Below are 24,178 nucleotides of genomic sequence, written 5' to 3'. Positions count from 1 at the left end.
CTAACGTTTCGGTCAAAGCCGGAACGAATCGGAGACGAATCAGCGATGGGCGGGTTTTCCCGATTTGTTCACCCCAATATGTTGTGTTATCCACAGCTTGCCCACCGAGAATTCACAGCTTGTGAAGCGAGTTTCGCACAGCCTGAGCCGGCGCCGTTAATCTTTGCGTGCCGGAACGGGGCAGTGCCGACATGGAAGCCTGAGAGCGTTGCCTGTCGACGACGAAAAAACGGGCGCGAGCCGGCCCGTTTTTTCTCTCAGGCGAAATGCTGTCGCTCAGGCGAAGTACTGGCCGCCATTGGCGGTGATGGTCGAGCCGGTGATGAAGCCGGCGTCCTCGGAGGCGAGGAAGACGACGCAGCGCGCGATCTCTTCCGGTTCGCCGAGGCGGCCGACCGGGATCTGCGGCAGGATGCGCTCGTTGAGCACCTTCTCGTCGATCGCTTTGACCATCTCGGTGGCGATGTAGCCGGGGCAGATGACGTTGACGGTGATGCCCGCGCGAGCGCCTTCCTGGGCAAGCGCCTTGGAGAAGCCGATGTCGCCGGCCTTGGCGGCGGAATAGTTGACCTGGCCGGCCTGGCCCTTCTGGCCGTTGATCGAGGAGATGGTGATGACGCGGCCGAACTTGCGGTCGCGCATGCCGCCCCACAGCGGATGCGTCATGTTGAAGACGCCGGAGAGGTTGGTGTCGATGACTTCTTTCCACTGCTCGCGCGTTAGTTTGTGGAACATGGCGTCGCGGGTGATGCCGGCATTGTTGACCAGCACCGAGACCGGGCCGAGATCGGCCTCGACCTGTTTGATCCCGGCGGCGCAGGCATCGTAGTCGGCGACCGACCATTTGTAGGTCTTGATGCCTGTTTCCCCGCTGAACTTCCCCGCAGCCTCGTCATTGCCGGCATAGTTGGCAGCAACCGTGTAACCCGCATTCTTAAGGCCGATCGAAATGGCGGCGCCGATGCCTCGCGATCCACCGGTGACGAGCGCTACTTTGGTCATGAAGTTCCTCCTCCCTAAAGTTTTTGGTGAATGGTCAATTTGGTGAATGGTCAATTTGGTGAATGGTCAATAGTGAATGGTGAATGGCGAGCGATGTGCCGCCTTCGACCATTCACCATTGCCTATTCACCATTCACTCTTTTCACAGCGCTTCCACGCACAAGGCGACGCCCATGCCGCCGCCGATGCAGAGCGTGGCGAGGCCCTTCTTGGCGCCGCGGCGGCGCATCTCGAAAACCAGCGTGTTGAAGACGCGCGCGCCGGAGGCGCCGATCGGATGGCCGATGGCGATGGCGCCACCATTGACGTTGACGATCGACGTATCCCAGCCCATGCCCTTGTTGACGGCACAGGCCTGTGCGGCGAAGGCTTCATTGGCCTCGACAAGGTCGAGGTCCTTGACCGACCAGCCGGCCTTCTCCAGCGCTCGCTTCGAAGCGGGAATAGGTCCGGTGCCCATGATCGCCGGATCGACGCCGGCGGTCGCCCATGACGCGATGCGCACCAGCGGGGTGATGCCGCGCCGCGATGCTTCGGCCTCGGTCATTAGCAGCGCGCCGGCGGCGCCGTCATTGATGCCGGAAGCGTTGGCAGCGGTCACCGTGCCGTCCTTGTCGAAGGCCGGCTTCAGCTTGGTCATGGCGTCGATGGTGGCGCCGTGGCGGATGTATTCGTCCTGGTCGACAATGGTGTCGCCTTTCCTGCCCTTGATGGTGACGGCGACGATCTCGTCCTTGAATTTGCCGGCCTTCTGTGCGGCCTCGGCCTTGTTCTGCGAGGCCAGCGCGAACTGGTCCTGATCGTCACGGGTGATCTGGAACTGGCGGGCGACGTTCTCGGCGGTGTTGCCCATGTGGTAGCCATTGAAGGCGTCCCACAGGCCGTCCTTGATCATGGTGTCGATCATCTTGTAGTCGCCCATCTTGACGCCGGCGCGCAGGTGCTCGGCGTGCGGCGACAGCGACATCGATTCCTGGCCGCCGGCGATGATTACCTTGGCGTCGCCGGTGGCGATCTGCTGCATGCCGAGCGCGATGGCGCGCAGGCCGGAGCCGCAAACCTGGTTGAGGCCCCAGGCGGTGGTCTCCTTGGGCAGGCCGGCATTGATCGACGCCTGGCGGGCTGGGTTCTGGCCCTGGGCTGCCGTCAGCACCTGGCCAAGAATGACCTCGTCGACTTCGCCCGGCTCGACGCCAGTGCGCGACAAAAGCTCCTTGATGACGACGGCGCCAAGCTCATGCGCCGGGGTGGCGGCGAAGGCGCCGTTGAAGGAGCCGACAGCGGTGCGCGCCGCACTGGCGACGACGATTGAATTGGAAGCGGACATGTTTCTCTCCAGACTTCGAGGTCGTATTCTCTAGTGTTGTTGGGACTTTTCTTGCCCGTTCCACACCCCAAGTCAAACCGGAAATGGGCATGCCGGCCATGCGCCGCAAGCAGGGCGCGAGCGGCCAGCGCGGTCGCCGGGCCTTTGCTGCGCAGCATATTTAGCCTGCCATGCAGCATTAAATGATGCCGCACTGCACAAACCGCTTGGAATTATGGAGCTTTTGCGGATATCCTTAAAAATGGCGCAATCGTTACCGGCGGCTTACTCAGGCACGCCGGTGTCCCGGGAGGATGCTGATGGCCGCGAAAGACGACCCAATCATTATCAAGAAATATGCCAACCGCCGGCTCTACAACACCGGCACCAGCACCTATGTGACGCTCGAGGACCTGGCCGAAATGGTCAAGAAGGGTGAGGAGTTCACGGTGCAGGACGCCAAGACCGGCGACGACATCACCCATCCGGTGCTGACCCAGATCATCTTCGAGCTGGAGAACAAGGACGGGCAGAACATGCTGCCGATCCCGTTCCTGCGTCAGCTGATCGCGTTCTACGGCGACCAGATGCAGATGATCGTGCCAAGCTTCCTCGAACAGTCGATGATCGCCTTCTCCAAGGAGCAGGAGCGCTTTCGCGAGCAGATGAAGGGCGCGATCGGCAAGTCGCCGCTCGATGTGATGAAGATCGCCACGCCGATCAAGGCGCTGGAAGAGCAGACGCGGCGCAACATGGAAATGTTCCAGAACGCCATGCGCCTGTTCACGCCGTTCCCGCCAGCCGCCTCGAATGGCACTGCCGCGGCTGCGCCCGAGCCGGCCCGCAAGGAAGTGCCGGAAAAGAGCGGCGACGACCTTCAGGAGTTGAAGGAACAGATCGCCGCCATGCAGCGCAAGCTCGACACGATGTCGTAAGACGGGCGCGGCCTGGCCTGACCGGCCCTACCGGTCGGGGCCTTGCCCTCACGGGTCGATTTTCAGCTGCCACGATTCCCAGATCTCGTCGGGCTGCCCGCTGAGTGAGCGGTAGAAGGCCTTCGCCGGCATGTTGGATTTCAGCACCGTCCATTTGATGGCGGACGCGCCGATGCCGGCGGCGTATTGGCGAAGCTGTTCAACAAGCGCATGGCCGACCGCCAAGCCGCGCGCTGCCTCGGCGACGTAGAGTTCCTTAAGCCAGACAACCGGCTTCAGGTCGTAGGTCCACGGGATGATGTAGTGGACGGCGATGCCGACGATCACGTTCTCTCGCTCTGCCACGAGCACGCCGAACCGGGGCGATGGCCCCAGCCCGTGTTCGACAAGGTCCGCTTCGGTGAGGTGGAACTTGTCGTCATAGCCCTCGAAGATGGCCAGCGCCCGCATAAGCGCGAGCACCGCGCCAACATCCTGCCGTCCGAACGGACGGACCATAATCGCCGCCATGTGCATTCTTTCGCTTGTCTGCAAGGTCGACCATATCGCGCACACGCTCCCGCGCCAGCCTAGAGCATGATCCCGAAAAGTGGAATCCGGTTTTAGGAAAAGATCATGCTCAAACAAAGAGATAGAGTGGTTCGGCGTTTCCGTGAAACGATGAACCGCTCTGGTGCTGAACCAAGGCTCATGCGTGCAAGACGCCTGGCTCCTTGCCGGAAGTGAAGGGGAGTTCCTCGTCCTGCCAGCCGGTAATGCCGCCGATCATGATCTTCACGGGACGACCGAGGCCGGCCAGCTTGAAGGCGGCTCGATCCGCGCCATTGCAATGCGGTCCCGCGCAATAGACGACGAACAGCGTCTCTACCGGCCACTCTGCCATCCGTTCGGCCGATATTTCGCGGTGCGGCAGACGCAGCGCGCCCGGCACGTGCCGGCGTTCATAGGCTTCCGGCGAACCGACCACATGCAAAAGGACAAAATCTTGATCGCCGCTGCGCAGCGCCGCGGCGACGTCGGAACAGTCGGTCTCGACGGAAAGCCGGCGCAGGAAATGGTCACGGGTGATTTCCGGCGATGCCGCCGGAATGTCTGTCACGTAGCTCATTCGCGTATCTCCATTGCTGATGGGTTGGAGATAAAGCAGGAAGCAGAGCGATTGCAGCTGGCAGCTTTGCCATATATCGTCAAGATCATGCCAAATATGCCTTCCGCCAATCCGCGCCCTGCGAACCCTCTCGTCGTTGCCATTGCCTATGACGGTCTGTGCACGTTCGAGTTTGGCGTGGCGGTTGAGATCTTCGCCTTGCCCCGGCCGGAAATGGGAACGGATTGGTACCGTTTTGCCGTTGCCGGGATCGATGCCGGCGAAATGCGCGCGCTGGGCGGTGTGCGCATCGTTGCTGACGGCGGGGCTGATCTGATCGGCCAGGCCGACACGGTGATCGTGCCTGGCTGGCGCGGATCGGAGGCGCCGGTGCCGCCGGCGCTGATCGAGGCGCTTCGCAAGGCGAACGAGCGCGGCGCCCGCATTCTTTCGATCTGCTCGGGCGTGTTCGTGCTTGCCGCCGCGGGCCTGCTTGCCGGCAAAAGGGCGACAACGCATCGGCGCTATGGCGATAAGCTGACGGAGATGTACCCAGACATCACCGTGGTTCCAGATGTTTTGTACATCGATGAGGGAAATGTCCTGACATCGGCCGGGAGTGCCGCGGGCATCGACCTTTGCCTGCATCTGGTGCGGCGCGACTTCGGTACCAAAGCGGCAAACATGGTGGCGCGTCGTCTGGTGGTGCCGCCGCACCGTGACGGCGGCCAGGCGCAGTATGTCGAGAGTTCCGTTCCCGAGCCGCATGAGCGCAGCCGGCTCGGGCCTTTGATCGACAGAATGCGCGCCGATATTTCGGCCGACTATCCCGCCGCCGTCCTGGCCGAACTAGCCGGGATGAGCGAGCGGACATTTCTGCGCCGGTTCGCGGCCGCAACCGGCGTTACGCCGGCGCGCTGGCTGCTCTCGGAACGGCTTTCGCGGGCGCGCACGCTGCTGGAAGACACCGCCATGCCGATCGAGCGGATTGCCGAGACCGCCGGCTTCGGCGCGGCAGGCACGTTGCGGCATCACTTCCGTCAGCAGTTCGCCACGACGCCCGTCGCGTACCGTGCGCGGTTCGGGAGCACTTCCAGGTCGGGCTGAGGGGGTTCTATTTTACGCAATTCCGGACGGAAAACCGCTTCACACTTTTCCTGGAATTGTTCAGGTCAAAGACCTTCATAGCGGCCACGCGGCCTGATGATGCTGCCGCTCATGATCTGCTCGACCGTATGCGCGGCCCAGCCGACGCTACGCCCAAGCGCAAACAGCTGGAATGGTGCATCGCGCGGCAGGCCAAAACTACGCGTCAGCGCGGCCAGGGCGAAATCGATGTTCGGGTGCGTGCCGGTCGCGGCGATAGCGGCCTTTTCCAACTGTTGCAGCGTCTCGTCGACGGGGATGACTGCCAAAAGTGCGGTGGCACGAGGATCGCCGTCGGGATAGAGCGGATGGCCGAATGCCGGCAAGGGCCGGTCGTGGCCGAGCCAGCGCCGGATCGCCGCCTCGGCGCCGTGCCGAGCCGCATCCTCCGCCAGCTGCATCACCGCTTCGCCGGCGCCGCCATGGCGCGGGCCGGTCAGCGTCGCCAGGCCAGCCAGCAGGCATGCGGCGGGCGAGGCCCCGGTCGAGGCCGCGACGCGGGCAGTGAAGGTCGATGCGTTGAGTTCATGATCGGCAAGCAGGACAAGGGCGCAGCGGATCGCCTCCGCGCCGATATCGTCCGCCGACCAGCCCCGCGCCAGACGCCGATGCATAGGCGCCGTGCCGCCCGCGGCGCCTAGTGATTGCGCCAGCGCCCCTATTGTGTGCGCGGCCTCGGTACACAGCGAGGCGGCGCTGCGTCCGAGCGACGGCCGCCCCTGGCTTGCAAGCATGGCAAGCTGCGCGAAAGCCGAAGCGCGACCGGCTGGATGAGGCGCCTCAGACGATGGTGTTTTGAAAGCCACCGGTTCGGGCAGGGCCCAGAGCAGAGCGGCGGTTTCCTCCAGCGTGGCGGATTTGGACAGCGCGACGGCATCCTGCCCCCGGTAGATCAGGCGACCGTGCACCACGGTCGAAATCGCCGTTGCGATCGACGGCTCGCCCCAGGCGATCGCACTCTCGGCGATGGCCGAGGGACTGCGGCCGCGCGCCCGCCGGGTGGCAAGTGCGGCGATGTCGTCAAGGCGATACTTGCTGCGGCGCGGGTCGGTCTCATCGGGGCGCATGCCGATGCGGCCACGGCTGACATAGGCGTAGAGCGTCTGCGGCCGGACCTTGAGCCTTTCCAGCGCCTCTTCCCGCGACAGCCATTCGGACATTTTGATCCCTGATATTGATTATGTTGATCAAGATTGATGAGCGCGTGGTCAACTTTTATATTTCACTGGGCAAAGCTGCAAGGAGATGAGACATGACGAACGGGCTCGATGATGTGGTGGCGGCGGAGACGGTGCTCTCCGATGTCGATGGCCTCGGCGGCCATCTGACGATAAGGGGCCATGCCTTGCCGGAATTGGCCGGCCGGCGGCGCTACGCGCAGGTGGTTCGCCTGCTGCTGGACGGTTTCTTCGACGATCTGCCAAGCGATGCGGAACTGGCGGCAAGACTGGGCGAAGCTCGCGTCGAGGTGTTCGAGCGGCTCAAACCTTCGCTGCCGCTTCTGGCGCCGCTTGACGTCTACAGCGCCATGCGCGCCGGCATGGCGCTGCTGCCGGACGGCGAGAGCCTGACGGATGCTTTGCGGCTGATCGCGGCGCCCACGGTGCTGACGCCGGCCCTGCTGCGCTTCAAGCGCGGCGAGCAGCCGATCGCACCGGACGCCAAGGCCGATCATGCAGCCGACATGTTGCGAATGCTCAAGGGGGCGGTCCCGTCGCCGGCTTTGGCAAAAGCGCTCGACACTTATCTGGTGACCGTCTGCGACCATGGCCTCAATGCCTCGACTTTTGCTACCCGCGTCGTCGCTTCGACGCAGGCCGGGCTGACATCTTCTGTTTTGGCCGGACTAGGCGCGCTCAAGGGGCCGCTGCATGGCGGCGCGCCCGGCCCGGTGATCGAGATGCTCGATGCAATCCAGGCGCATGGCGATGCCGCCACCTGGCTGCGCGACGAAGTCCAGCATGGCGAGCGCATTATGGGCTTCGGCCATCGCATCTACCGCGTGCGCGATCCGCGCGCCGATGTGCTGAAAGCGGTGGTGCGGCAACTTGGCGGTGAAGGCGATACCGGTCGCCGGCTGGCCTTTGCCGAAAAGGTCGAGCAGACCGCGCTCGAGGTGCTTCGCATCGCCAAGCCGCAACGCTCGCTACAGACCAATGTCGAGTTCTACACCGCGTTGGTGCTGGAGGCGGCGGGCTTTCCGCCTGCGGCGTTCAGCAATGTCTTTGCTGCCGGGCGCGTCGCCGGCTGGATCGCGCATGCGCGCGAACAGCAGATCACGGGCCGGCTGATCCGGCCGCAGTCGCGCTATGTCGGGCCGGTGCCGAAGCTTGTTGCCTGAGGCTCCGGGTTTCGGAAGAACATGGCCTCTCCGCCTCACGGCGGAGAGGCCTTTCTTTTATGACCAAAATTTCATGTGATCACGCGACCGTGTTCGTGTTCTTGCATCGGCCATCCCTTATATGCTGCACTGCAACATAAGTCCGCTGCATTCGAACCCGCCCGATTCCCGGGCGGAATAAGGCAGTAGCGACCAAACCGATACAGGAACGCCATGACGAAGAACGGCAAGGCGGAGGAAACCAAGAAGATCAACATCGCGCTGCAGGGCGGCGGCTCGCATGGGGCTTTCTCCTGGGGCGTGCTCGACCGGCTGCTGGAGGATGGCAGGCTCGACATTGCAGCGGTGTCCGGCACCAGCGCCGGCGCCATGAATGCGGTCGCGCTGGCCGACGGCTTCGTGCGCGGCGGCGTCGACGGCGCGCGGCAGAAGCTCGACGATTTCTGGCGTGCGGTGGCGGCGAAAGGCCGCTTCAGCCCGGTGCAGCGCATGCCGTGGGACGTCGCCTGGGGCAACTGGTCGATCGAAAACACGCCCGGCTATTTCTTCTTCGACACCATGTCGCGGGTGTTTTCGCCCTATGTCGCCAATCCGCTCGGGCTCAACCCGCTGCGCGACGTGGTCGAACAGGAGATCGATTTTGCCAATGTCCACGCCTGCAAGTCGATGGAACTGTTCATCTCGGCGACCAATGTCGAGACCGGACAGTTGCGCGTCTTTTCCGACGGCGAGATCGATCTCGACACGGTGATGGCCTCGGCTTGCCTGCCGCAATTGTTCCGCGCCGTCGAGATCAAGGGCGTGCCCTATTGGGATGGCGGCTATGGCGGCAATCCGGCACTGTATCCGTTCTTCAAGACGGCGGCGACCGAGGACGTGCTGCTGGTGCAGATCAATCCGGTGGTGCGCGAAGGCACGCCGAGAAGCGCCAACGAGATCCAGAACCGCATCGACGAGATCACCTTCAATGCCGGGCTGCTGAACGAATTCCGCTCGATCGCCTTCGTCAAGGAACTGATCGCCGCCGGCCGCCTGCCGCCTGGCGAATACCGTGACATCCGCATGCATCGCATCGATGCCGACGAGGCGTTCAAGGATCTGTCGGCGTCGTCGAAGGTCAATGCCGAATGGGCTTTCCTGACCTATCTGCGCGATCTTGGCCGCATAGCGGCGAGCGACTGGCTGGAAGAGAACTACGAAGCCGTCGGCAAGCGCCCGACGCTCGATCTTTCCGGCGAGCTCGACGACGGCTTCAAGCCGGTGCGCGGGCCGGCGCCGGGTCGGCGGGTCAAGGAATTCCTCGCCGCGCGCAAGAAGCCCGAGGCAGAGCGCCGTCAGGCCTGAAGGGCGAGGTCGATCACCTTGACCAGCGCGGCCACGGCCGTGCGCTGTTCGTCCGGGTCGCTGATGCGCGCCTTCATGCCTTCCAGGCCGTCAAGCAGCATGTCGGAGAGCAGCCGCGCCGACAGGCCCTTGGCCGCCAGGTCGGTGCCATTGCGCCTGGCCTCGTTCTCGATCGCCGTGCCGATATGCGCGCCAAGGCCGTCGCGCCAGCAGCCGACGAGATCGGCAAGGCTCGACTTCATGTCGAGCAGTTCGGCGCCGTGCGGCGAGGCAATGACGGTGCGCATCATCGAGATCAGGGCTTCGTCAATGGCTTGCGTCATCCGCTCGGCGAAGGCGCGATCGCCGGCCAGCGCCACTTTTGCCGCCTCGACCGATCGCGACAAAATCATCATCGCTATGGCGCGAAAAATGTCGGTCTTGTTCTTGAACAGCAGATAGAGCGCCGGCCGCGACATGTCGGCGGCGCGCGCAATGTCGTCCATGGTGGTGCGCGAAAAACCATAGGCCAGGAATACCTTCAAGGCGCCGTCCAGAATGCGGGTGCGCCTGGGGTCTGTGGTGGTGATGTCTTCGATCTGATTCACGGCTGCGACACTATCTGCGGAACCTCTATTGACAAAATTACGAAATTTGTCAACTTGTAAGGCGAGATGGCAGTCGATCATTTCGTCCGGGCTATGGACGACAACGAAGGGTATCCCCATGCGCCTCACAGTCGACGGCCAGTCGTTCGACATCGATGCCGATCCCGAAATGCCGCTGCTGTGGGCGCTGCGCGATCTCATCGGCAAGACCGGGCCGAAATTCGGCTGCGGCATCGCCGCCTGTGGCGCCTGCACGGTGCATGTCGACGGCCAGCCGGTGCGTTCCTGCTCGCTGCCGGTCGGCCAGGCGACAGGCGCCATCACCACCATCGAGGGCATCGGCACGCCCGGCAAGCTGCATCCGGTGCAGCAGGCCTGGCTGGAGGAGCAGGTCGCGCAATGCGGCTATTGCCAGGCCGGCCAGATCATGAGCGCGGTGGCGTTGCTCGACGAAGTCGCCGATCCGACCGACGCCGACATCGACAATGCCATGGGTGGCAATCTCTGCCGCTGCGGCACCTATCCGAAGATCCGCGCCGCCATCAAGAAGGCGGCCGTCCTCAAGACGGCGGGGCTCTGATCATGGCCAGTGTCGGAAAGATCGCGCGGCGCAGCTTTCTCATCGGCGCGGCTGCCATCGCCGGTGGCGTCGCCGTCGGCTATTATTATTACCGCAAGCCCTACCCGAACCCGCTGGAAAGCGATCTCGCCACCGGCGAGGCGACTTTCAATCCCTATGTGAAAATCGGCGCCGACAACACGATCACCATCGTCGCCCCGCGCGCCGAGATGGGACAAGGCATCTCGACCACACTTGCCGTCATGGTCGCCGAAGAGCTCGATGTTGGTCTCGAACAGGTCAAGGTCGAACACGGCCCGGCCTCCTACGCCTATTACAATGCGGCGATCCTGGAAGAGGGCGGCCCGTTCGCTTTCTTCGACGAGAGCATGACCGCGGAGGCGGTGCGTTCTGGTCTGGGTGTGGTCGGCAAATTCCTCGCTTTGCAAGGCACCGGCGGCTCGGCCTCGACGCGCGATGGTTTCAATAAGATGCGGCAGGCGGGCGCCGCCGCGCGGCAGATGCTGATCGCGGCGGCGGCGCAGAAGCTTGGCGTCACTGCTGCCGATCTGGAAACGGCCAACGGTTCAATCCTGCACAAGGCCTCAGGCAAGTCGTTGACCTATGGCGACGTGGCCGCCAGTGCTGCCGCGATGGCGCCGCCGGCGGAAGTCCGGCTCAAGGACAAAGCCGATTGGAAACTGCTGGGCAAGCCGCAAAAGCGGATCGACATGCTTGCCAAGGTCACCGGCGCGCCGATCTTCGGAATCGACGTCAGCCTGCCGGACATGGTCTATGGCACGGTGAAGATGAGCCCGCGCTTTTGGTCGAAGCCGGTCAGCGCTGACCTCGCCAAGGCCGAAAGGATGCCTGGCGTGATCAAGATCGTGCCGCTCGAAACCAACTATGGCCATGGCTTCGGCATCATCGCTGAAAATACCTGGGCAGCGTTCAAGGCGGCCGACGCAATCGACGTCAAATGGGCCGATGCCGAATATCCGCCGGACAGCGCAGCGATTGCCGGGGTGCTGAAGCAGGCGCTTGGCGCCGAGGGCTCGGCGATGCGCGACAATGGTGATGTCGCCAAGGCCTTTGCCGGCGCACCGCCCGAAAAAATCATCGAGGCCGACTATGCCGTGCCCTATCTGGCGCATGCAACGATGGAGCCGATGAATGCGACGGCGCGGCTGAAAGACGGCGTGCTCGACATCTGGTGCGGCAACCAGGCGCCAACCTTGGTGCGCCAGCTCTGCGCCAATATCCTCGGCATCGAGCAGGACAAGGTGACGGTTCACACCACCTTCATGGGCGGCGGCTTCGGCCGCCGAGTCGAGATGGACTATGCATTGTGCGCGGCGCTGATGGCGAAAGCGACCGAGGGACGGCCGGTCAAGGTGACGTGGATGCGCGAAGAGGACATGCGCCACGACGCCTATCGGCCGGCGGCTGTCGGCAAGTTCCGGGCGCGGCTCGGCGATGACGGCCTGCCGGTCGCCGTCGACATGACGATCGCCTCGCCATCGGTGATCGCTGGCACCTTGCGCCGGCTGTTCCCTTCGATATCGCCGATCGGGCCAGACAAGACCATCGTCGATGGCGCCTACGACCAGCCCTACACCATCCCGAATTACCGGGTGAGCGCCATTGCCGCCCCGGTCACCATCCCTGTCGGCTCGTGGCGCTCGGTCGGCAGTTCGATCAACGGGTTCTTCCACGAAGGATTTCTGGACGAAATCGCGGTGGCCGGAAAGACCGATCCGGTCGCGTTGCGCAAGACACTGATGGCCGCCTATCCGGCGGCGGTTGCGGTGGTGGAGAAGGTCGCCGCGATGGCGAAGTGGGATGAGGCGCTGCCGCCCGGCAAGGCCAGGGGTATGGCCTTCTCGCTGTCCTTCGGCAGTTGGGTCGGCGAGATCGTCCAGGTCGCCGACACGCCCGCCGGCATCCGCATCGAGAAGATGTGGATCGCCGCCAATGTCGGTACCGCGCTCGACCCAGGCATCATCGAGGCGCAGCTTATCTCGGCCGCCATTTACGGGCTGTCGGCGGCCATGGGTCAGGAAATCACCTTCGCCGATGGCATGGTCGAACAGTCGAATTTTCACGACTTCGATGCCATGCGCATCTTCCAGTGCCCGGCGTTCGAAGTCGCGATATTAGAGAATTTCCACAAGATGGGCGGTGTCGGCGAGATCGGCACACCGCCGGCGGCGCCGGCACTGGCCAATGCCATTTTCGCGCTCACCGGCAAACGCATCCGGACGCTGCCGCTATCGAAGGCGGTGGCCTTCGCATGAAAAAGCTCCTCATCATCCTGACGTCTGTTGCCACCCTATTGTCAGCGGCGCTCTTCGCGACCGCACAAGAAAGCCAGACACCGGCGCCGATGGCGGTCGACCCTGCCAAAGGCTTGCCCGAATGGGACAAGATCTACGCCGTGTTCTCGCATCCGCGCTGCGCCGACTGTCATGTCGCCGACGACCGGCCGCGCTGGTCCGGCGCTCATTATGGCGGTACGCGCGTTCATGCCTTCAACGTCCAGCGTGGCGCCGACGGCTCCGGCTTCGGCAATCCGGGCCTGCGCTGCACCACATGTCATTTCGCCAGCAATTCCAGTGCATTGCACGGACCGCCCGGTGCCGAGAACTGGCATCTGGCGCCGGCCGAGATGGTCTGGTTTGGCAAATCCTCGGCGGAAATCTGCGCCCAGATCAAGGATCGCAACCGCAATGGCGACCGCAGCCTGGAGGATGTTGCGCTGCATGTGCGCGACGACAAACTGGTCGCCTGGGGCTGGGCGCCAGGTGCCGATCGTGAGCCGGCGCCCGGCTCGGCCGAAGCGACCTATCAAGCAATCGAGAACTGGATGGCGGCAGGCGCGCCGTGTCCCTGACGCAATGATCGCGCAACTTTTGTGACTATATTGCGCTGCAACTTTGATGTAGAAGCACGCTTCGCCGTTCACGGCAAATTGAAGACGGCCTGACGCGCACCCATATCGGCGACGCGCCCGAGTTGGAAGACACGATAGCCCCTCAAAAGACGGGCCTTGTTAGAAAACGGTCTGGCCGAACCTCACAGTGGAAAAACGATGATGCCGAAAATCAGGTTTCACAAGCTTGCCGCTATAGTCGTGCTCATCGGCTTCGCCGCCTGGATGGGAACAGGTGCGTTCTCGTCTGTTGGCAGCGCCGCTGTCGAAGGCGCAGCCAAGCCAGGCGATCAGGTTAAGCCAGACGATCAGGCCAAGGCGCCGGATGCAGCCAAGTCGAAGGCCGCCGAGGCCGAACCGAAGGCGCCGCTGCGCACCGTCGCGGTGGTGACGCCGCCGCGCAAGACCTATGCCCGCGCGATCCGCATTTCCGGGCTGACCGAGGCCGACAAGCGCGCCGTGCTTGCGACGCGCGTTGCCGGTGTCATCGAAAAGCTGCCGGTCAAGCAGGGCGATCACGTCAAGACCGGCGATCTGGTGCTGATGCTGGCGGCGGAAGAGAAGATCTCGATGGTCGACAACGCCAAGCAGCTCGTAGTGCAGCGCCAGGCCGAACTGGACGCATCGCTGCGGCTGATGAAGTCAGGCAATTTGCCTAAGCTGCAGCTCGACACGGCGCGCTCGAACCTGACCGCGGCGCAGTCCCAGCTGGAAACAGCGCAGGCGGAGCTCGACCGCAATCTGGTCAAGGCGCCCTTCGATGGCGTCATCGACCGGGTGCCGGTGGAACTCGGCAGTTCCGTCATGCAGGGCGGCGAAGTCGCCACCATCCTCAAGCTCGATCCGGTGATTGCGCGTGGCGAAGTCAGCGAGCGCGACCTCGGCTATCTCAAGCTCGGCGACAAGGCCACTGTCCGGCTGGTCAGCGGCCAGATCGTCGAAGGCACCGTGCGCTACATCAGCCGCGACGCCTCGTCGGCAACCCGCACCTTCCGCGTCGAGATCGCCATTCCCAATGGTGACGGCTCGGTGCCGGCCGGCATGACGGCCGAGATTGCGCTCAGCGCGCTGCCGACCGACGCCGTCATGCTGCCGCGCTCGGTGGTGACGCTCGGCGACAAGGGGGACCTCGGCATCCGCGCCGTCGACAAGGACAACAAGGTGGTGTTCTTCCCGATCGACCTGGTCGACGATTCACCGAAGGGCCTGGTGCTTGGCGGAATTCCCGCCGATGCCCGCGTCATCGTCGCCGGCCAGGAACTGGTCAAGGAAGGCGACATCGTCAAGCCGGTCGAGGCCGACCAGGCGACCATCCAGAAACTGTTGGGCGAAGCGACAACGCAGTAGCGCCGGGATGGCCCCGGGCGGGGACAACCGGCCGCAAATGCGGCTCCTGAAATCTTGAGAACAGGCGTTAGCCATGGATATCGTCAAACTCGCGATCAACAATGCCCGCCTGACCATTTCGGTCCTGGTCTTCCTGCTGCTGGCGGGCTGGGTCGCCTATGAGTCGACACCGAAGGAAGCGGAACCCGACGTTCCGATTCCGATGATGTATGTCAGCCTGATCTATCAGGGCATTTCGCCTGAGGATTCCGAACGCCTTCTGCTGCGTCCGATGGAAAGCAAGCTGAAGAGCCTGAAGGGCCTCAAGGAAATGCGCTCGGCCGCCTTCCAGGGCGGCGGCTATGTTCTGGTCGAGTTCCAGCCGCAGACCAACCTGGCGACAGCATTGCAGGACACGCGCTCCAAGGTGCAGGACGGCAAGGCCGACCTGCCGCAGGCGGCCGAAGAGCCTGTCGTCACCGAGGTCAACATTTCCGAATTCCCGGTGCTGGTGGTGACGCTGTCGGGCGAATTGCCCGAGCGCGTGCTGACTGCCGCCGCGCGCGAATTGCGCGACCGTATCGAAGAAGTGCCCGGCGTTCTCGAAGGCTCGCTGCAGGGTTCGCGCGACGATCTCGTCGAAGTCGTCATCGATCCGATGAAACTGTCGTCCTACGGCCTGCAGCTAGACCAGCTGATCGGCGCGGTCGGCGCCTCCAACAGCCTGGTCGCGGCCGGCAACATCGAGGGCTCGGAAGGCAAATACGCGGTCAAGGTGCCGTCGCTGATCGAGACGCCCGAGGATGTCGCGTCCCTGCCGGTGGTCGCCGGACCCAATGCCGTTGTCCAGGCCAAGGACATCGCCACGGTCCGTTCGACCTTCGCCGACGCCGAGACGATCACCCGCCTCAACGGCAAGCCGGCCATCGCCATCGAAGTCAAGAAGCGCATCGGCGCCAATCTGATCGACACGCTGGCCAAGGTGCGGGAAGTGTCCGACGCCTACGTCAAGACCATGCCGGAAGGCATGAATATCACCTACACGCAGGACAAGTCCGTCTTCGTCAACCAGCTGCTGGGCGACCTGCAGAACCACGTGATGATTGCGGTCATCCTGGTGTTCATCGTCATCCTCTATGCGTTGTCGGGCCGCGCCTCGCTGCTGATCGGACTTGCCATTCCGTCATCCTTCCTGATCGGCATCCTGTTGCTCGCGATGATGGGCTACACGATCAACATGATCGTGCTGTTCAGCCTCATCCTGGCGGTCGGCATGCTGGTCGACGACGCCATCATCGTCACCGAATTCGCCGAACGGCGCATGGGCGAAGGCATGCCGAAGGCCGAAGCCTTCGCGCTTGCCGCCAAGCGCATGGCCGGTCCGGTCATCGCCGCGACCATGACGCGCATCGCGGCCTTCTCGCCGCTGCTGTTCTGGCCCGGCATCATCGGCGACTTCATGAAATACATGCCGATCACGCTGATCGTCACGCTGTCGGCCTCGATGCTCTACGCGCTGGTCTTCGCGCCGACGCTGGGCGCGATCTTCGCCAAGGCGCCGGAACATCACGAGGACGACAATCGCGACGGCTGGTACATGGCGCTGGTCAGGCAGGCGGTGCGCTTCCCCATCACCGTGCTGGTGCTCACCGCCGTCCTGTTGACCGGCGTCGGCTTCGCCTATTCGAAATATGGCGCCGGCGTCGAGTTCTTCCCCAGCGTCGAGCCCGATTACGGCCTGCTCTATGTGCATGCCCGCGGCAATCTTTCGCTGGACGAAATGGACACCGCAACCAAGATCGCGGAAAACCGGCTGCTCGGCTGGCCCGGCGTGAAATCGGTCTACACCCGCGTCGGCAAGACGCAAGGTGGCGGTCAGGATGTGCCCGAAGATGTCGTCGGCGTCATCCAGTATGAGTTCATCGACTGGCGCGAGCGCAAATCGGCGAACCAGATCCTGGACGAGTTGCGCGCCGTCATGGCCGGCATTCCCGGCGTTGATGTCGAGGTGCGGGTTCCGGAAGCCGGTCCGCCCACCGGCAAGGCGATCCAGCTCCGGCTTTCGGCCATCGATCCCAAGGGGCTCGACGACCAGGCCCGTGCCGTTGCGGCGCGCATCGCCAAGGTGCCCGGCGTCATCGATATTTCCGACGGTCTGCCGCCGCCCGGCGTCGACTGGGCGCTCGAGGTCGACCGCGCCAAGGCGGCGCAGTACGGCATCAGCCCGACCTCGGTCGGCACCGTGGTGCAGTTGGTGACCAACGGCTTGAAGCTGTCGGAATATAGGCCGGCCGGCGCCGACGATGCAGTCGACATCCGGCTGCGCCTGCCGGAGGACCGGCGCACGCTGTCGACGCTCGACGAGCTCAGGGTGCAGACCTCGCAAGGCTCGGTGCCGATCTCGAACTTCGTCGTTCGCAAGCCGGAGCCGACGGTCGGCATCCTCAACCGCATCGACGGCGCCCGCACCGTGGTGGTGCAGGCCAACGTCGCCGCCGGCACGCAGGTTGCGGCGGTGCAGGCGGAGGTGGCCAAGGCGGTCACCGACATGAAGCTCGACAGCGGCATACGCTGGAAGCTCGCCGGCTCGAACGAGGACAGCGCCGAAGCCAGCGCCTTCCTCGGCAAGGCCTTCGGTGCGGCGATCTTCCTGATCTTCCTGGTGCTCTTGATGCAGTTCAACAAGTTCACCAGCGTGCTTCTGGTGCTGTCCTGCGTGGTCATGGCGACGATCGGCGTGTTCTTAGGCCTGCTTCTGACAGGCGAGGCGTTCGGCATCGTCATGTCGGGCATCGGCGTCATCGCGCTGGCCGGCGTGGTGGTGAACAACAACATCGTTTTGATCGACACCTATGACCGGCTGCGTGAGGAAGGCTGGGACAAGATGGAGGCGGTGCTGCAGACTTGCCGCGAGCGTGCTCGCCCGGTCGTGCTGACGGCGGTATCGGCCATCCTCGGCGTGCTGCCGATCGCCTTCGGCCTTGGGCTCGAAATCTTCCACCACGAGACGACGATCAACGCGCCGTCGACGCAATGGTGGATATCGCTGTCCTCGGCGATCGTCTTCGGCCTGTCCTTCGCTACTTTGCTGACGCTGGTGGTAACGCCATCCATGCTGATGATCTTCACGCGCAGCAAGAACAGCCGCTTCTATGCGTTCTTCCGCAGGATATCCGGCCGCGACAAGAAACCCGATGCCCCCTCGAGTCAGAGACCCGGTCCGCTCGACGAGCCGGCAATCGCCTTCCCGAAAGCCGCCGAATAGGCCAGCTTCGGTCAGTCGGACAAAAGGCCGTCCGGAACAACCGGGCGGCCTTTTGCATTGTCCCATCATATCCGCATTTCGCGGCGAGGGATTCTTAATGACCGTCAGCACCATCCTCATCATTGTTTTGATCCTGATCCTGATCGGCGCCGTGCCGGCCTGGCCGCACTCCCGCTCCTGGGGTTATGGCCCCTCGGGCATCGCCGGCATCGTCCTAGTGGTGCTGCTGATCCTGGTGCTGATGGGCAGGATTTGATTGGAGGCAATCGAGGTAGCGGGTCTCTATGCAGCTAAGCCGGAGGCAGCATGGTTCGCTGCAGACGACAAGCACGCGCTACGCCCCCTTGGCCGGGTAGCTCCCTTGTGTATACGCTGTCCGCAGGACAATCATCGAGGGAGCCATCGAGGTGAACGCAGACGCCGCCAGCCCGCCAAGGCCTCTCGCCGAGATCGCCAGCTATCACGCCCATATCTACTATGACGGGCCGGCCGAGCGGCAGCATGCCGAATGGCTGCGCCTGCGCATCGGCGAACGTTTCCGCGTGCGGCTGGGAAATTGGCGCGACGAGCCGGTCGGCCCGCACGAGCAGGCCATGTACCAGGTCTCCTTCGCCACCGAGATTTTCGCTACGCTGGTTCCATGGCTGATGCTGAACCACGGTGGTCTCAGCATCCTCATCCATCCAAACACGACAAACCCCAAGCGCGACCACCTGGTCGACCCGATCTGGATCGGCCGACCGCTGGGGGTGCATGGCGAGGTGCTGGGCGAGGAGGATGAGGCGGAAGAGGCGCTGGAGGTGAATACCGAGCCGACGCTGGGGGCTTAGGGATAGGCAGCATTCGGCGTGTAACGGCTCGGCCTTGGATTGTATTCGCCCAGAGGCCGAGGGGCCTTGGCTGCGGCGGCACAGGTTCCGCGCTGAACCTACCGAGCGGCTATAAGTCCCGACAGGTTTTAGAAGGTGGTAAAAATTTCGATCTATCACTCACTTGAATGAACCATTTGTCGCCTACACCCCATACATTGAGAAAACCGGGGCGATAAATGTGTTGCAGGAAGCTAGAGGGCTGCGCGGTGGATCTGAGCGAAGACGAAGCGCGGCTTGCTGAACGCTATCGCCTTCTTTGCAGCCAGAACGATGCGTCTTCAGGTTATAACCTGGTCGCCCTGATCGCCCTGCTTGCAGGCGGCGTGTTTATCGTCACCGCGCTATTCTTTGGTGGCGGAGAGGAAGGCGACCCTCTCTTCATACTCGGTGTCGGCTTATGCTGTCTTATCGGTGGCGGCGGCCTTTGGTTCCAAAGGCGCCAGGCCGAGAAGCGCCGCTGGAAGGAAATCAAGTCGATCATTCACAGGTTTCGCAGTCGCGGGCTTGGCGTCCAGTTGAACGGCCAAGTGCATCGCCTGTTCGGATAGCAATGCAGCAGCGCGGTTGCAGAGAACCTGCACACCACGCGTCGTGGCGGTACCTTAGGCCGAATGAGCACGGCCGTTCTACTGCGCCGTGTTATGTGCCTTGAACGCCGCGCGAAGGCTTAGTGCCTCTGGGCTGGTACTGCCCAGCTTGGTGTCCCCGTTCTGTGATCCCCACGCATAGGCAAAATCAAACACGGGATTGGGTGAGTAAACGGCCCAGCGCGCGAATATCTGGTTCGCCTGGTCCGGTGTCGGTAGTTCATAAACGTCCATGGACGCGCCGGTATAGGTCTTCCATTTGCCGCCGCCGAAGGCTTGGAACACAGGCACAATTCTGTCGATCGGAATGCCGGCAGCAACGGCCGCCTCGACGGTCCGGTCGATGAAATCCAAATCGAAAGCTTTGCCGCGTACGGGATATGGATCAAGACCGAAGAAATCGATCCCGGTGTTGGCCGGATTAAATGTGTTCATGAAACCGGGGGCATCGAAAGACCCCATGTCCATAAGGGTGATAAACGTCACCGCTCCTGGGACATTGGCCTTTATCCACTCGGCTTCGGCCTTGAGCGCGGCCGGGCTAACTGCCGGAGGATGATACTTGCCGGTGATATCCGGCTCATCACAGAGGCGAAAACCAAACAGCCTCGGGTTGCCTATAAAGGGCTTGACCTTCGCGATAAAGCGCGGCGTCACTCCGCCGGATTCGTCCAGCCATATCAGTCCCTTCATTCCCGCAGGCAGGGCATTGAGCTGCTCGACATATTGTACGTCAGCGAGGTTGAAGCCTGCGGTCACGATTGCAGCTCCTGAGCCGCCAGAGGTGTAATGAAGGGTCTTGTCGTGCTCCTCAGCGGACAGGGTGGATTGGCCGTAAATCAATATGATGAGCAATGCCGATACGCACAGCTTGCTCATGCGTGTGAGCGTTGATGGCAGCGTTGTTGGCATGGCACGTGCCTATTTTCTGGTCCGCGCGGGTGGGGACGCCGAGGAATGCCTGCAGGTTGAGCTAGCGGCAGGCCTAAATTATCCAGCAATTCGTCCCGCATCGTTCGCCTTATAGTCTGTGCGAACGAACCCGGCTTCATCTGTTCGGCCGATGGCTCAACTTCGGGCGACTCCTGCCCTTCCAAGACAAAGTTTGTGCTAGCCATCTGGCTTCGCCTCTCATGGGCGCTGGCGATGAATGGCACGACAAACAGATCGGCGCGCAGAGTAGGTCATGTACAAGATCACCTTCGCGACCGGGACTGCAGTACGGGTCAAGCCGTCGGCGCTGCGCTGCGCCGCTCGAGCGCGGTCTTGCGAATGATCTCCGCGATCTCCGGGCTGCTGCTGCACAGCATCTGGAAATCCACCGCGTGCAGCGACAGGAGGGAGACCGCCGTTGCGGCGCTGACGGTCGCCATACGCGGTTCGCCGCTGATCAGCGCCATCTCGCCGAAGAAGGCGCCAGGGCCAAGCTCCACCGGCTTCGGCGTCGCGACGGTGACGCGACCCTCCACGACGAAGAACATTCGATCACCGGGCTCGCCAACGCGGCAGATCACGGCGCCCGCCGGCACCGTGCGAGGTCTTAACGCGGCCACGATCTCGACCAGCACGGCCGGGCCGAGCTTCTGAAACAACGGCACGCCGGCGACCAATTGCCAATTGCGGACGAATTCCCCGCGACGAACTTCCTGATAGAAGCCCGTGGCAAGAATGCCGGCCCAGAGCGCGAAGATGCCGATGCCGCTCATCATGACCGCCCCGGCTAGGACGCGGCCGGCGAAGCTTTGCGGAATTTCGTCGCCATAGCCGGTGGTGGACAGCGTGACCACCGCCCACCACATTGACTGGGGGATACTGCCGAACTTTTCCGGTTGGATGCCGCGCTCGATGACATAGCCCGCGAGCGCGACACCGAACAGAACGACGCCGAACAGCGTGGTGACACCGATCAGGTTGCGCGCTTCGTTGGCCAGCACCCTGCCCAGCACCGGGAAGAAGGTCGAGTCGCGCAGCGGTTTCAGCAGCCAGACGGCACAGTAGAGGCTCCAGTCGGGCGTGCCGACGAGCACAAATGCCGCGAGTGGAACCAGGACCGCGAGCACATCGATGGCGATTGCCGGCGTCCTGTCCTGAAGGTCTCCCGCCCGGCGCTTGAGCAGCGTCGCGACCATCTGCACGAGATAGGCGCCCCAAATGACAGCGAGCAGGGCAACCAGGGCCAGTCTGGTTCGTCCCGAAATGTTCGGTGTCGTGAGCGCAGCCACCGCCAGGAGCCCGGGCGCAGCCAGCGCCGCGTTCAGCGGTGCGTAAATTCTCAGGAAAGGCAGTACCGACATTTCAAGCCCACAACCGGCCACTACCCTGCAGAATAGGATGGCTTCAAGGCAAGCGCAAAGGTGCATGCTGCCGCCGCGATGCGCATCACCAACGCTGAGATAAAATCCGCGCCGGAACCGTGCTAGGATGCCTGCCGCACGCGACTTGGCGTGCTTCACATTGGCCAGGAACGATTGTCATGCTCAATCCGATTTCCATCATGGCCGACCGGCTCGGCGACCATCTGTCGGAACTCTATCTGCAGTATTTCTCGCATCGCAATTCGGAGTATGCGGCCTACATAGGCGGCGCGGCCCGCCTTGTCCTGGAGCGCATCGGCAATTCGAACGCCCTCTATCACAACATCGAGCACACGCTGATGGTTACGCTCGCCGGCCAGCAGATCATCCGCGGCCGGCTGCTTTCGGAGTCCCTGACCCCCGATGACTGGCTGCATTACACCTGTGCGCTGCTGGTCCACGACATTGGCATGGTGCACGGCATATGCCCGGGCGACACCGACGACAGCTTCGTCATCAACGAGGCCGGCGAGCGCCATACGCCACCACGCGGCGCCTCCGACGCGGTGCTCGCGCCTTATCATATCGAGCGCGCCAAGATCTATGCGCGCCAACGCTTTGGGTCCTCGAAGTTCATCGACGAGGAGCGCATTGTCGCGGCGATCGAGATGACGCGCTTTCCGGTACCGGACGATCCGGCCTACCAGGCCACCGACACCGAGCCGGCGCTGGTCAGGGCCGCGGATCTCATCGGCCAGCTCGCTGATCCCTTCTACCACCGCAAGCTGCCGGCGCTGTTTGCCGAGTTCTCCGAGACCGGGATGGTGGAAAAGCTCGGCTGCAAGACCGCCGCCGATCTCAGCGCCATCTTCAGCGATTTCTTCACGCTGAAGGTCGAGCCCTATATTGGCGACGCGATCCGCTATCTGGAGCTGACGACCGAAGGCAAGCAGTGGGTCGCCAACCTCCACAGCAACCTCTTCCAGTCCGGGCACCGCCCTGCCAGGATCGGCCCGTTCCCCGGCGTGTTGCAGCCGGCGAGCCTTTCAGTGGTGACTTAAGCGCCGGGGGTTGTTTCCTTTCCGCCGGTTCCGGCTGGCAGAACGCCGGCGCCGAGGTACCTTACCCCGATTCCCGGCGCCCAATTGGCACGACAAACAGGTCGGCCCGCATGAGCAGGCCATATGGGCCAGGTCTCCTTCGCGACCATTGCGGATTGTTATACTGGTTCCCAGAAGCAGACGTCATAATTCCTTCGAATTGCCCGAGAGCCTCGGGCAGAGGCGCTTGATAGACGTCAGACTCGTTTCTCCCACGTGATGATCTGTGTTGGTGCCGGGGTGTGGGCCGATGCAACGCCGGAAAGCGGCGTCACGATCACTCCCGAGTCAGAGATCTTCGACGGCTGGGGTTTCGATGAATTCCATATCCTGCGTCAGCCCTCGCCGCGACGTTCGTGATCTTCCGCTGTTGGTGGAAATGTCGAGGATGACCGGCTGTCCATGAAAAATCTCGATCGGGTGCTTCTACGCGGTTCAATTCAGAACTGTCACCGGCTTTATCTGTATCTGATCTGCTGATACATAACCCGTGTGACGAGTGCGGGCCATATGTCGAATGAAATCATGGTTGTCGATCCGCTTGAGCGGCTCGACTTATTGAAGAGCCTTGCGAGCGAGGTCCGGGTCAGGATTCTCGATCTGCTGCACCGCAAGGGGCCGAAAAACGTCAATCAGGTGGCTGAAGAATTGGGTCTTCCGCAATCGACAATTTCCGCAAACATCCAGGTTCTTGTCGATGTCGGTTTGATCGAGACGAAATCACAGAAGGCGCGCAAGGGAAGCCAGAAGGTCTGCTATTCGACCTTCTCCGAGTTGGTTGTCGTCTTTAAGGACCGCACCCCGGCGCAGGATCTCGGCGTCATAGAAGTGGCGATGCCGCTTGGACTCTACACGAGATGCGAAGTTTCCGCCCCCTGCGGCCTGTGTTCAAAGGACGGCGTCATCGGACTTCTCGATGTGCCCGACACCTTCCTAGATCCTGACCGTATGCGGGCTGGGCTGCTGTGGTTCACGCGCGGCTTCGTCGAATACCAGTTTCCCAACAATGCGACGCTTGCCAATGCCAAAGTCGGCGGGTTGGAGCTGGCGATGGAGCTTTCGTCCGAGGTGCCGGGCACCTCGAAGGATTGGCCATCGGACATCACGGTCGCGATTAACGGACACGAGATAGATACCTGGACGGCGCCGGCCGACTATGGCGACAAGCGCGGCAAGCATACGCCCGGCTGGTGGAAGCTAGCCGGATCGCAGTATGGCGACCTCGTACACTGGCGCGTCACGAATAACGGCACCTATCGCGGCGATGACAAGGTTTCCAAATGCTCGCTGGCTGATCTGGAACTCGAGCGGCACCGCTCGATCCGGATACGAATCGGCGTGAAGGAAGATGCGCGTCACCCAGGCGGCATAAACATCTTCGGCAGCGGCTTCGGCAATTACAGCAACGACATCGTTCTGCGCCTGCTCAAGGCTTGAGAGCATACTGGACCCTTGACGGGCGGATGAACTCCGCCCTTAACTGACCCACGACCCG

The 24,178-nt window shown here is 62.9% G+C and carries 22 protein-coding genes; 14 read left to right on the top strand and 8 right to left on the bottom strand.

Annotated elements, in window-relative coordinates; translation table 11 throughout:
- Positions 1-276 precede the first annotated feature (276 nt).
- Both phbB and ACYHH6_RS01815 read right to left on the bottom strand, forming a co-directional pair.
- Entirely contained in the window at positions 277-1,002 is a 726-nt protein-coding gene (gene phbB, locus ACYHH6_RS01820; protein ID WP_203280765.1) for an acetoacetyl-CoA reductase, read from the bottom strand.
- A gap of 142 nt (positions 1,003-1,144) precedes the next feature.
- Positions 1,145-2,329, bottom strand: coding sequence for an acetyl-CoA C-acetyltransferase (locus ACYHH6_RS01815; RefSeq protein ID WP_352589981.1), 1,185 nt, complete (start codon positions 2,327-2,329; stop codon positions 1,145-1,147).
- A 299-nt stretch (positions 2,330-2,628) separates the two neighbouring features.
- On the opposite strand from ACYHH6_RS01815, the gene phaR reads away from it, so the two are divergent.
- Positions 2,629-3,243, top strand: coding sequence for a polyhydroxyalkanoate synthesis repressor PhaR (gene phaR, locus ACYHH6_RS01810; RefSeq protein ID WP_352589978.1), 615 nt, complete (start codon positions 2,629-2,631; stop codon positions 3,241-3,243).
- A gap of 48 nt (positions 3,244-3,291) precedes the next feature.
- Here phaR and ACYHH6_RS01805 read toward each other — a convergent pair whose 3' ends face one another.
- Both ACYHH6_RS01805 and ACYHH6_RS01800 read right to left on the bottom strand, forming a co-directional pair.
- Positions 3,292-3,753, bottom strand: a complete 462-nt coding sequence (locus tag ACYHH6_RS01805; RefSeq protein WP_352589975.1) for a GNAT family N-acetyltransferase — start codon at positions 3,751-3,753, stop codon at positions 3,292-3,294.
- A gap of 178 nt (positions 3,754-3,931) precedes the next feature.
- Positions 3,932-4,351: a rhodanese-like domain-containing protein gene (locus tag ACYHH6_RS01800; RefSeq protein ID WP_192247550.1), complete on the bottom strand. Its 420-nt coding sequence runs from the start codon at positions 4,349-4,351 to the stop codon at positions 3,932-3,934.
- A gap of 87 nt (positions 4,352-4,438) precedes the next feature.
- Here ACYHH6_RS01800 and ftrA point away from each other — a divergent pair, with 87 nt between their 5' ends.
- Positions 4,439-5,437 carry a transcriptional regulator FtrA gene (gene ftrA / locus ACYHH6_RS01795; RefSeq protein ID WP_352590105.1) on the top strand — a complete coding sequence of 333 codons (999 nt, stop codon included), beginning with the start codon at positions 4,439-4,441 and terminating at the stop codon, positions 5,435-5,437.
- 65 nt (positions 5,438-5,502) lie between these two features.
- On the opposite strand, the gene ACYHH6_RS01790 is transcribed toward ftrA, so the two are convergent.
- Positions 5,503-6,636: a citrate/2-methylcitrate synthase gene (locus tag ACYHH6_RS01790; RefSeq protein ID WP_352589972.1), complete on the bottom strand. Its 1,134-nt coding sequence runs from the start codon at positions 6,634-6,636 to the stop codon at positions 5,503-5,505.
- A 92-nt stretch (positions 6,637-6,728) separates the two neighbouring features.
- Between ACYHH6_RS01790 and ACYHH6_RS01785 the strand changes: the two genes are divergently transcribed.
- Together ACYHH6_RS01785 and ACYHH6_RS01780 are read left to right on the top strand one after the other, a co-directional pair.
- Positions 6,729-7,817: a citrate synthase/methylcitrate synthase gene (locus tag ACYHH6_RS01785; RefSeq protein ID WP_352589969.1), complete on the top strand. Its 1,089-nt coding sequence runs from the start codon at positions 6,729-6,731 to the stop codon at positions 7,815-7,817.
- A 213-nt stretch (positions 7,818-8,030) separates the two neighbouring features.
- A complete protein-coding gene (locus ACYHH6_RS01780) occupies positions 8,031-9,161 on the top strand; it encodes a patatin-like phospholipase family protein (RefSeq protein WP_352589966.1) in 1,131 nt (376 codons plus the stop codon).
- Here the strand turns inward: ACYHH6_RS01780 and ACYHH6_RS01775 are convergent.
- Positions 9,152-9,748, bottom strand: a complete 597-nt coding sequence (locus tag ACYHH6_RS01775) for a TetR/AcrR family transcriptional regulator (RefSeq protein ID WP_352589963.1) — start codon at positions 9,746-9,748, stop codon at positions 9,152-9,154. The genes ACYHH6_RS01780 and ACYHH6_RS01775 overlap by 10 nt on opposite strands.
- Before the next feature lie 118 nt (positions 9,749-9,866).
- On the opposite strand from ACYHH6_RS01775, the gene ACYHH6_RS01770 reads away from it, so the two are divergent.
- From ACYHH6_RS01770 to ACYHH6_RS01735, 8 genes are all read left to right on the top strand, one after another.
- Positions 9,867-10,328: a (2Fe-2S)-binding protein gene (locus ACYHH6_RS01770; protein ID WP_142869292.1), complete on the top strand. Its 462-nt coding sequence runs from the start codon at positions 9,867-9,869 to the stop codon at positions 10,326-10,328.
- A 2-nt stretch (positions 10,329-10,330) separates the two neighbouring features.
- Entirely contained in the window at positions 10,331-12,604 is a 2,274-nt protein-coding gene (locus tag ACYHH6_RS01765) for a xanthine dehydrogenase family protein molybdopterin-binding subunit (RefSeq protein ID WP_352589958.1), read from the top strand.
- Entirely contained in the window at positions 12,601-13,200 is a 600-nt protein-coding gene (locus ACYHH6_RS01760; protein ID WP_352589955.1) for a hypothetical protein, read from the top strand. Before ACYHH6_RS01765 ends, ACYHH6_RS01760 begins: the two co-directional genes overlap by 4 nt.
- Positions 13,201-13,401: 201 nt before the next feature.
- The gene (locus ACYHH6_RS01755) at positions 13,402-14,586 is read left to right on the top strand and encodes an efflux RND transporter periplasmic adaptor subunit (protein ID WP_352589952.1); all 1,185 of its coding nucleotides are present in this window, start codon (positions 13,402-13,404) and stop codon (positions 14,584-14,586) included.
- A 73-nt stretch (positions 14,587-14,659) separates the two neighbouring features.
- Positions 14,660-17,830: an efflux RND transporter permease subunit gene (locus ACYHH6_RS01750; RefSeq protein WP_352589949.1), complete on the top strand. Its 3,171-nt coding sequence runs from the start codon at positions 14,660-14,662 to the stop codon at positions 17,828-17,830.
- Positions 17,831-17,927: 97 nt separating this feature from the next.
- On the top strand, positions 17,928-18,086 hold the full coding sequence (locus ACYHH6_RS01745; RefSeq protein ID WP_352556654.1) for a DUF3309 family protein: 159 nt from the start codon (positions 17,928-17,930) through the stop codon (positions 18,084-18,086).
- 151 nt (positions 18,087-18,237) lie between these two features.
- Positions 18,238-18,660: a DOPA 4,5-dioxygenase family protein gene (locus ACYHH6_RS01740; RefSeq protein ID WP_352589946.1), complete on the top strand. Its 423-nt coding sequence runs from the start codon at positions 18,238-18,240 to the stop codon at positions 18,658-18,660.
- Positions 18,661-18,908: 248 nt separating this feature from the next.
- Positions 18,909-19,250 (top strand): hypothetical protein, encoded by a 342-nt coding sequence (locus tag ACYHH6_RS01735; protein WP_352589943.1) that lies wholly within the window; start codon positions 18,909-18,911, stop codon positions 19,248-19,250.
- A 78-nt stretch (positions 19,251-19,328) separates the two neighbouring features.
- On the opposite strand, the gene ACYHH6_RS01730 is transcribed toward ACYHH6_RS01735, so the two are convergent.
- Positions 19,329-20,201 (bottom strand): hypothetical protein, encoded by an 873-nt coding sequence (locus tag ACYHH6_RS01730; protein WP_352589940.1) that lies wholly within the window; start codon positions 20,199-20,201, stop codon positions 19,329-19,331.
- Between the two features lie 314 nt (positions 20,202-20,515).
- Positions 20,516-21,583, bottom strand: coding sequence for a cyclic nucleotide-gated potassium channel (locus ACYHH6_RS01725; protein WP_352589937.1), 1,068 nt, complete (start codon positions 21,581-21,583; stop codon positions 20,516-20,518).
- Between the two features lie 179 nt (positions 21,584-21,762).
- On the opposite strand from ACYHH6_RS01725, the gene ACYHH6_RS01720 reads away from it, so the two are divergent.
- Positions 21,763-22,644, top strand: a complete 882-nt coding sequence (locus ACYHH6_RS01720; protein ID WP_352589934.1) for a metal-dependent phosphohydrolase — start codon at positions 21,763-21,765, stop codon at positions 22,642-22,644.
- Positions 22,645-23,193: 549 nt separating this feature from the next.
- A complete protein-coding gene (locus ACYHH6_RS01715) occupies positions 23,194-24,120 on the top strand; it encodes an ArsR/SmtB family transcription factor (protein WP_192247587.1) in 927 nt (308 codons plus the stop codon).
- The last annotated feature ends 58 nt before the right edge of the window (positions 24,121-24,178 follow it).

This window comes from Mesorhizobium sp. P171375 (assembly GCF_057786075.1).
This window is presented reverse-complemented; position numbering and strand designations above follow the sequence as displayed.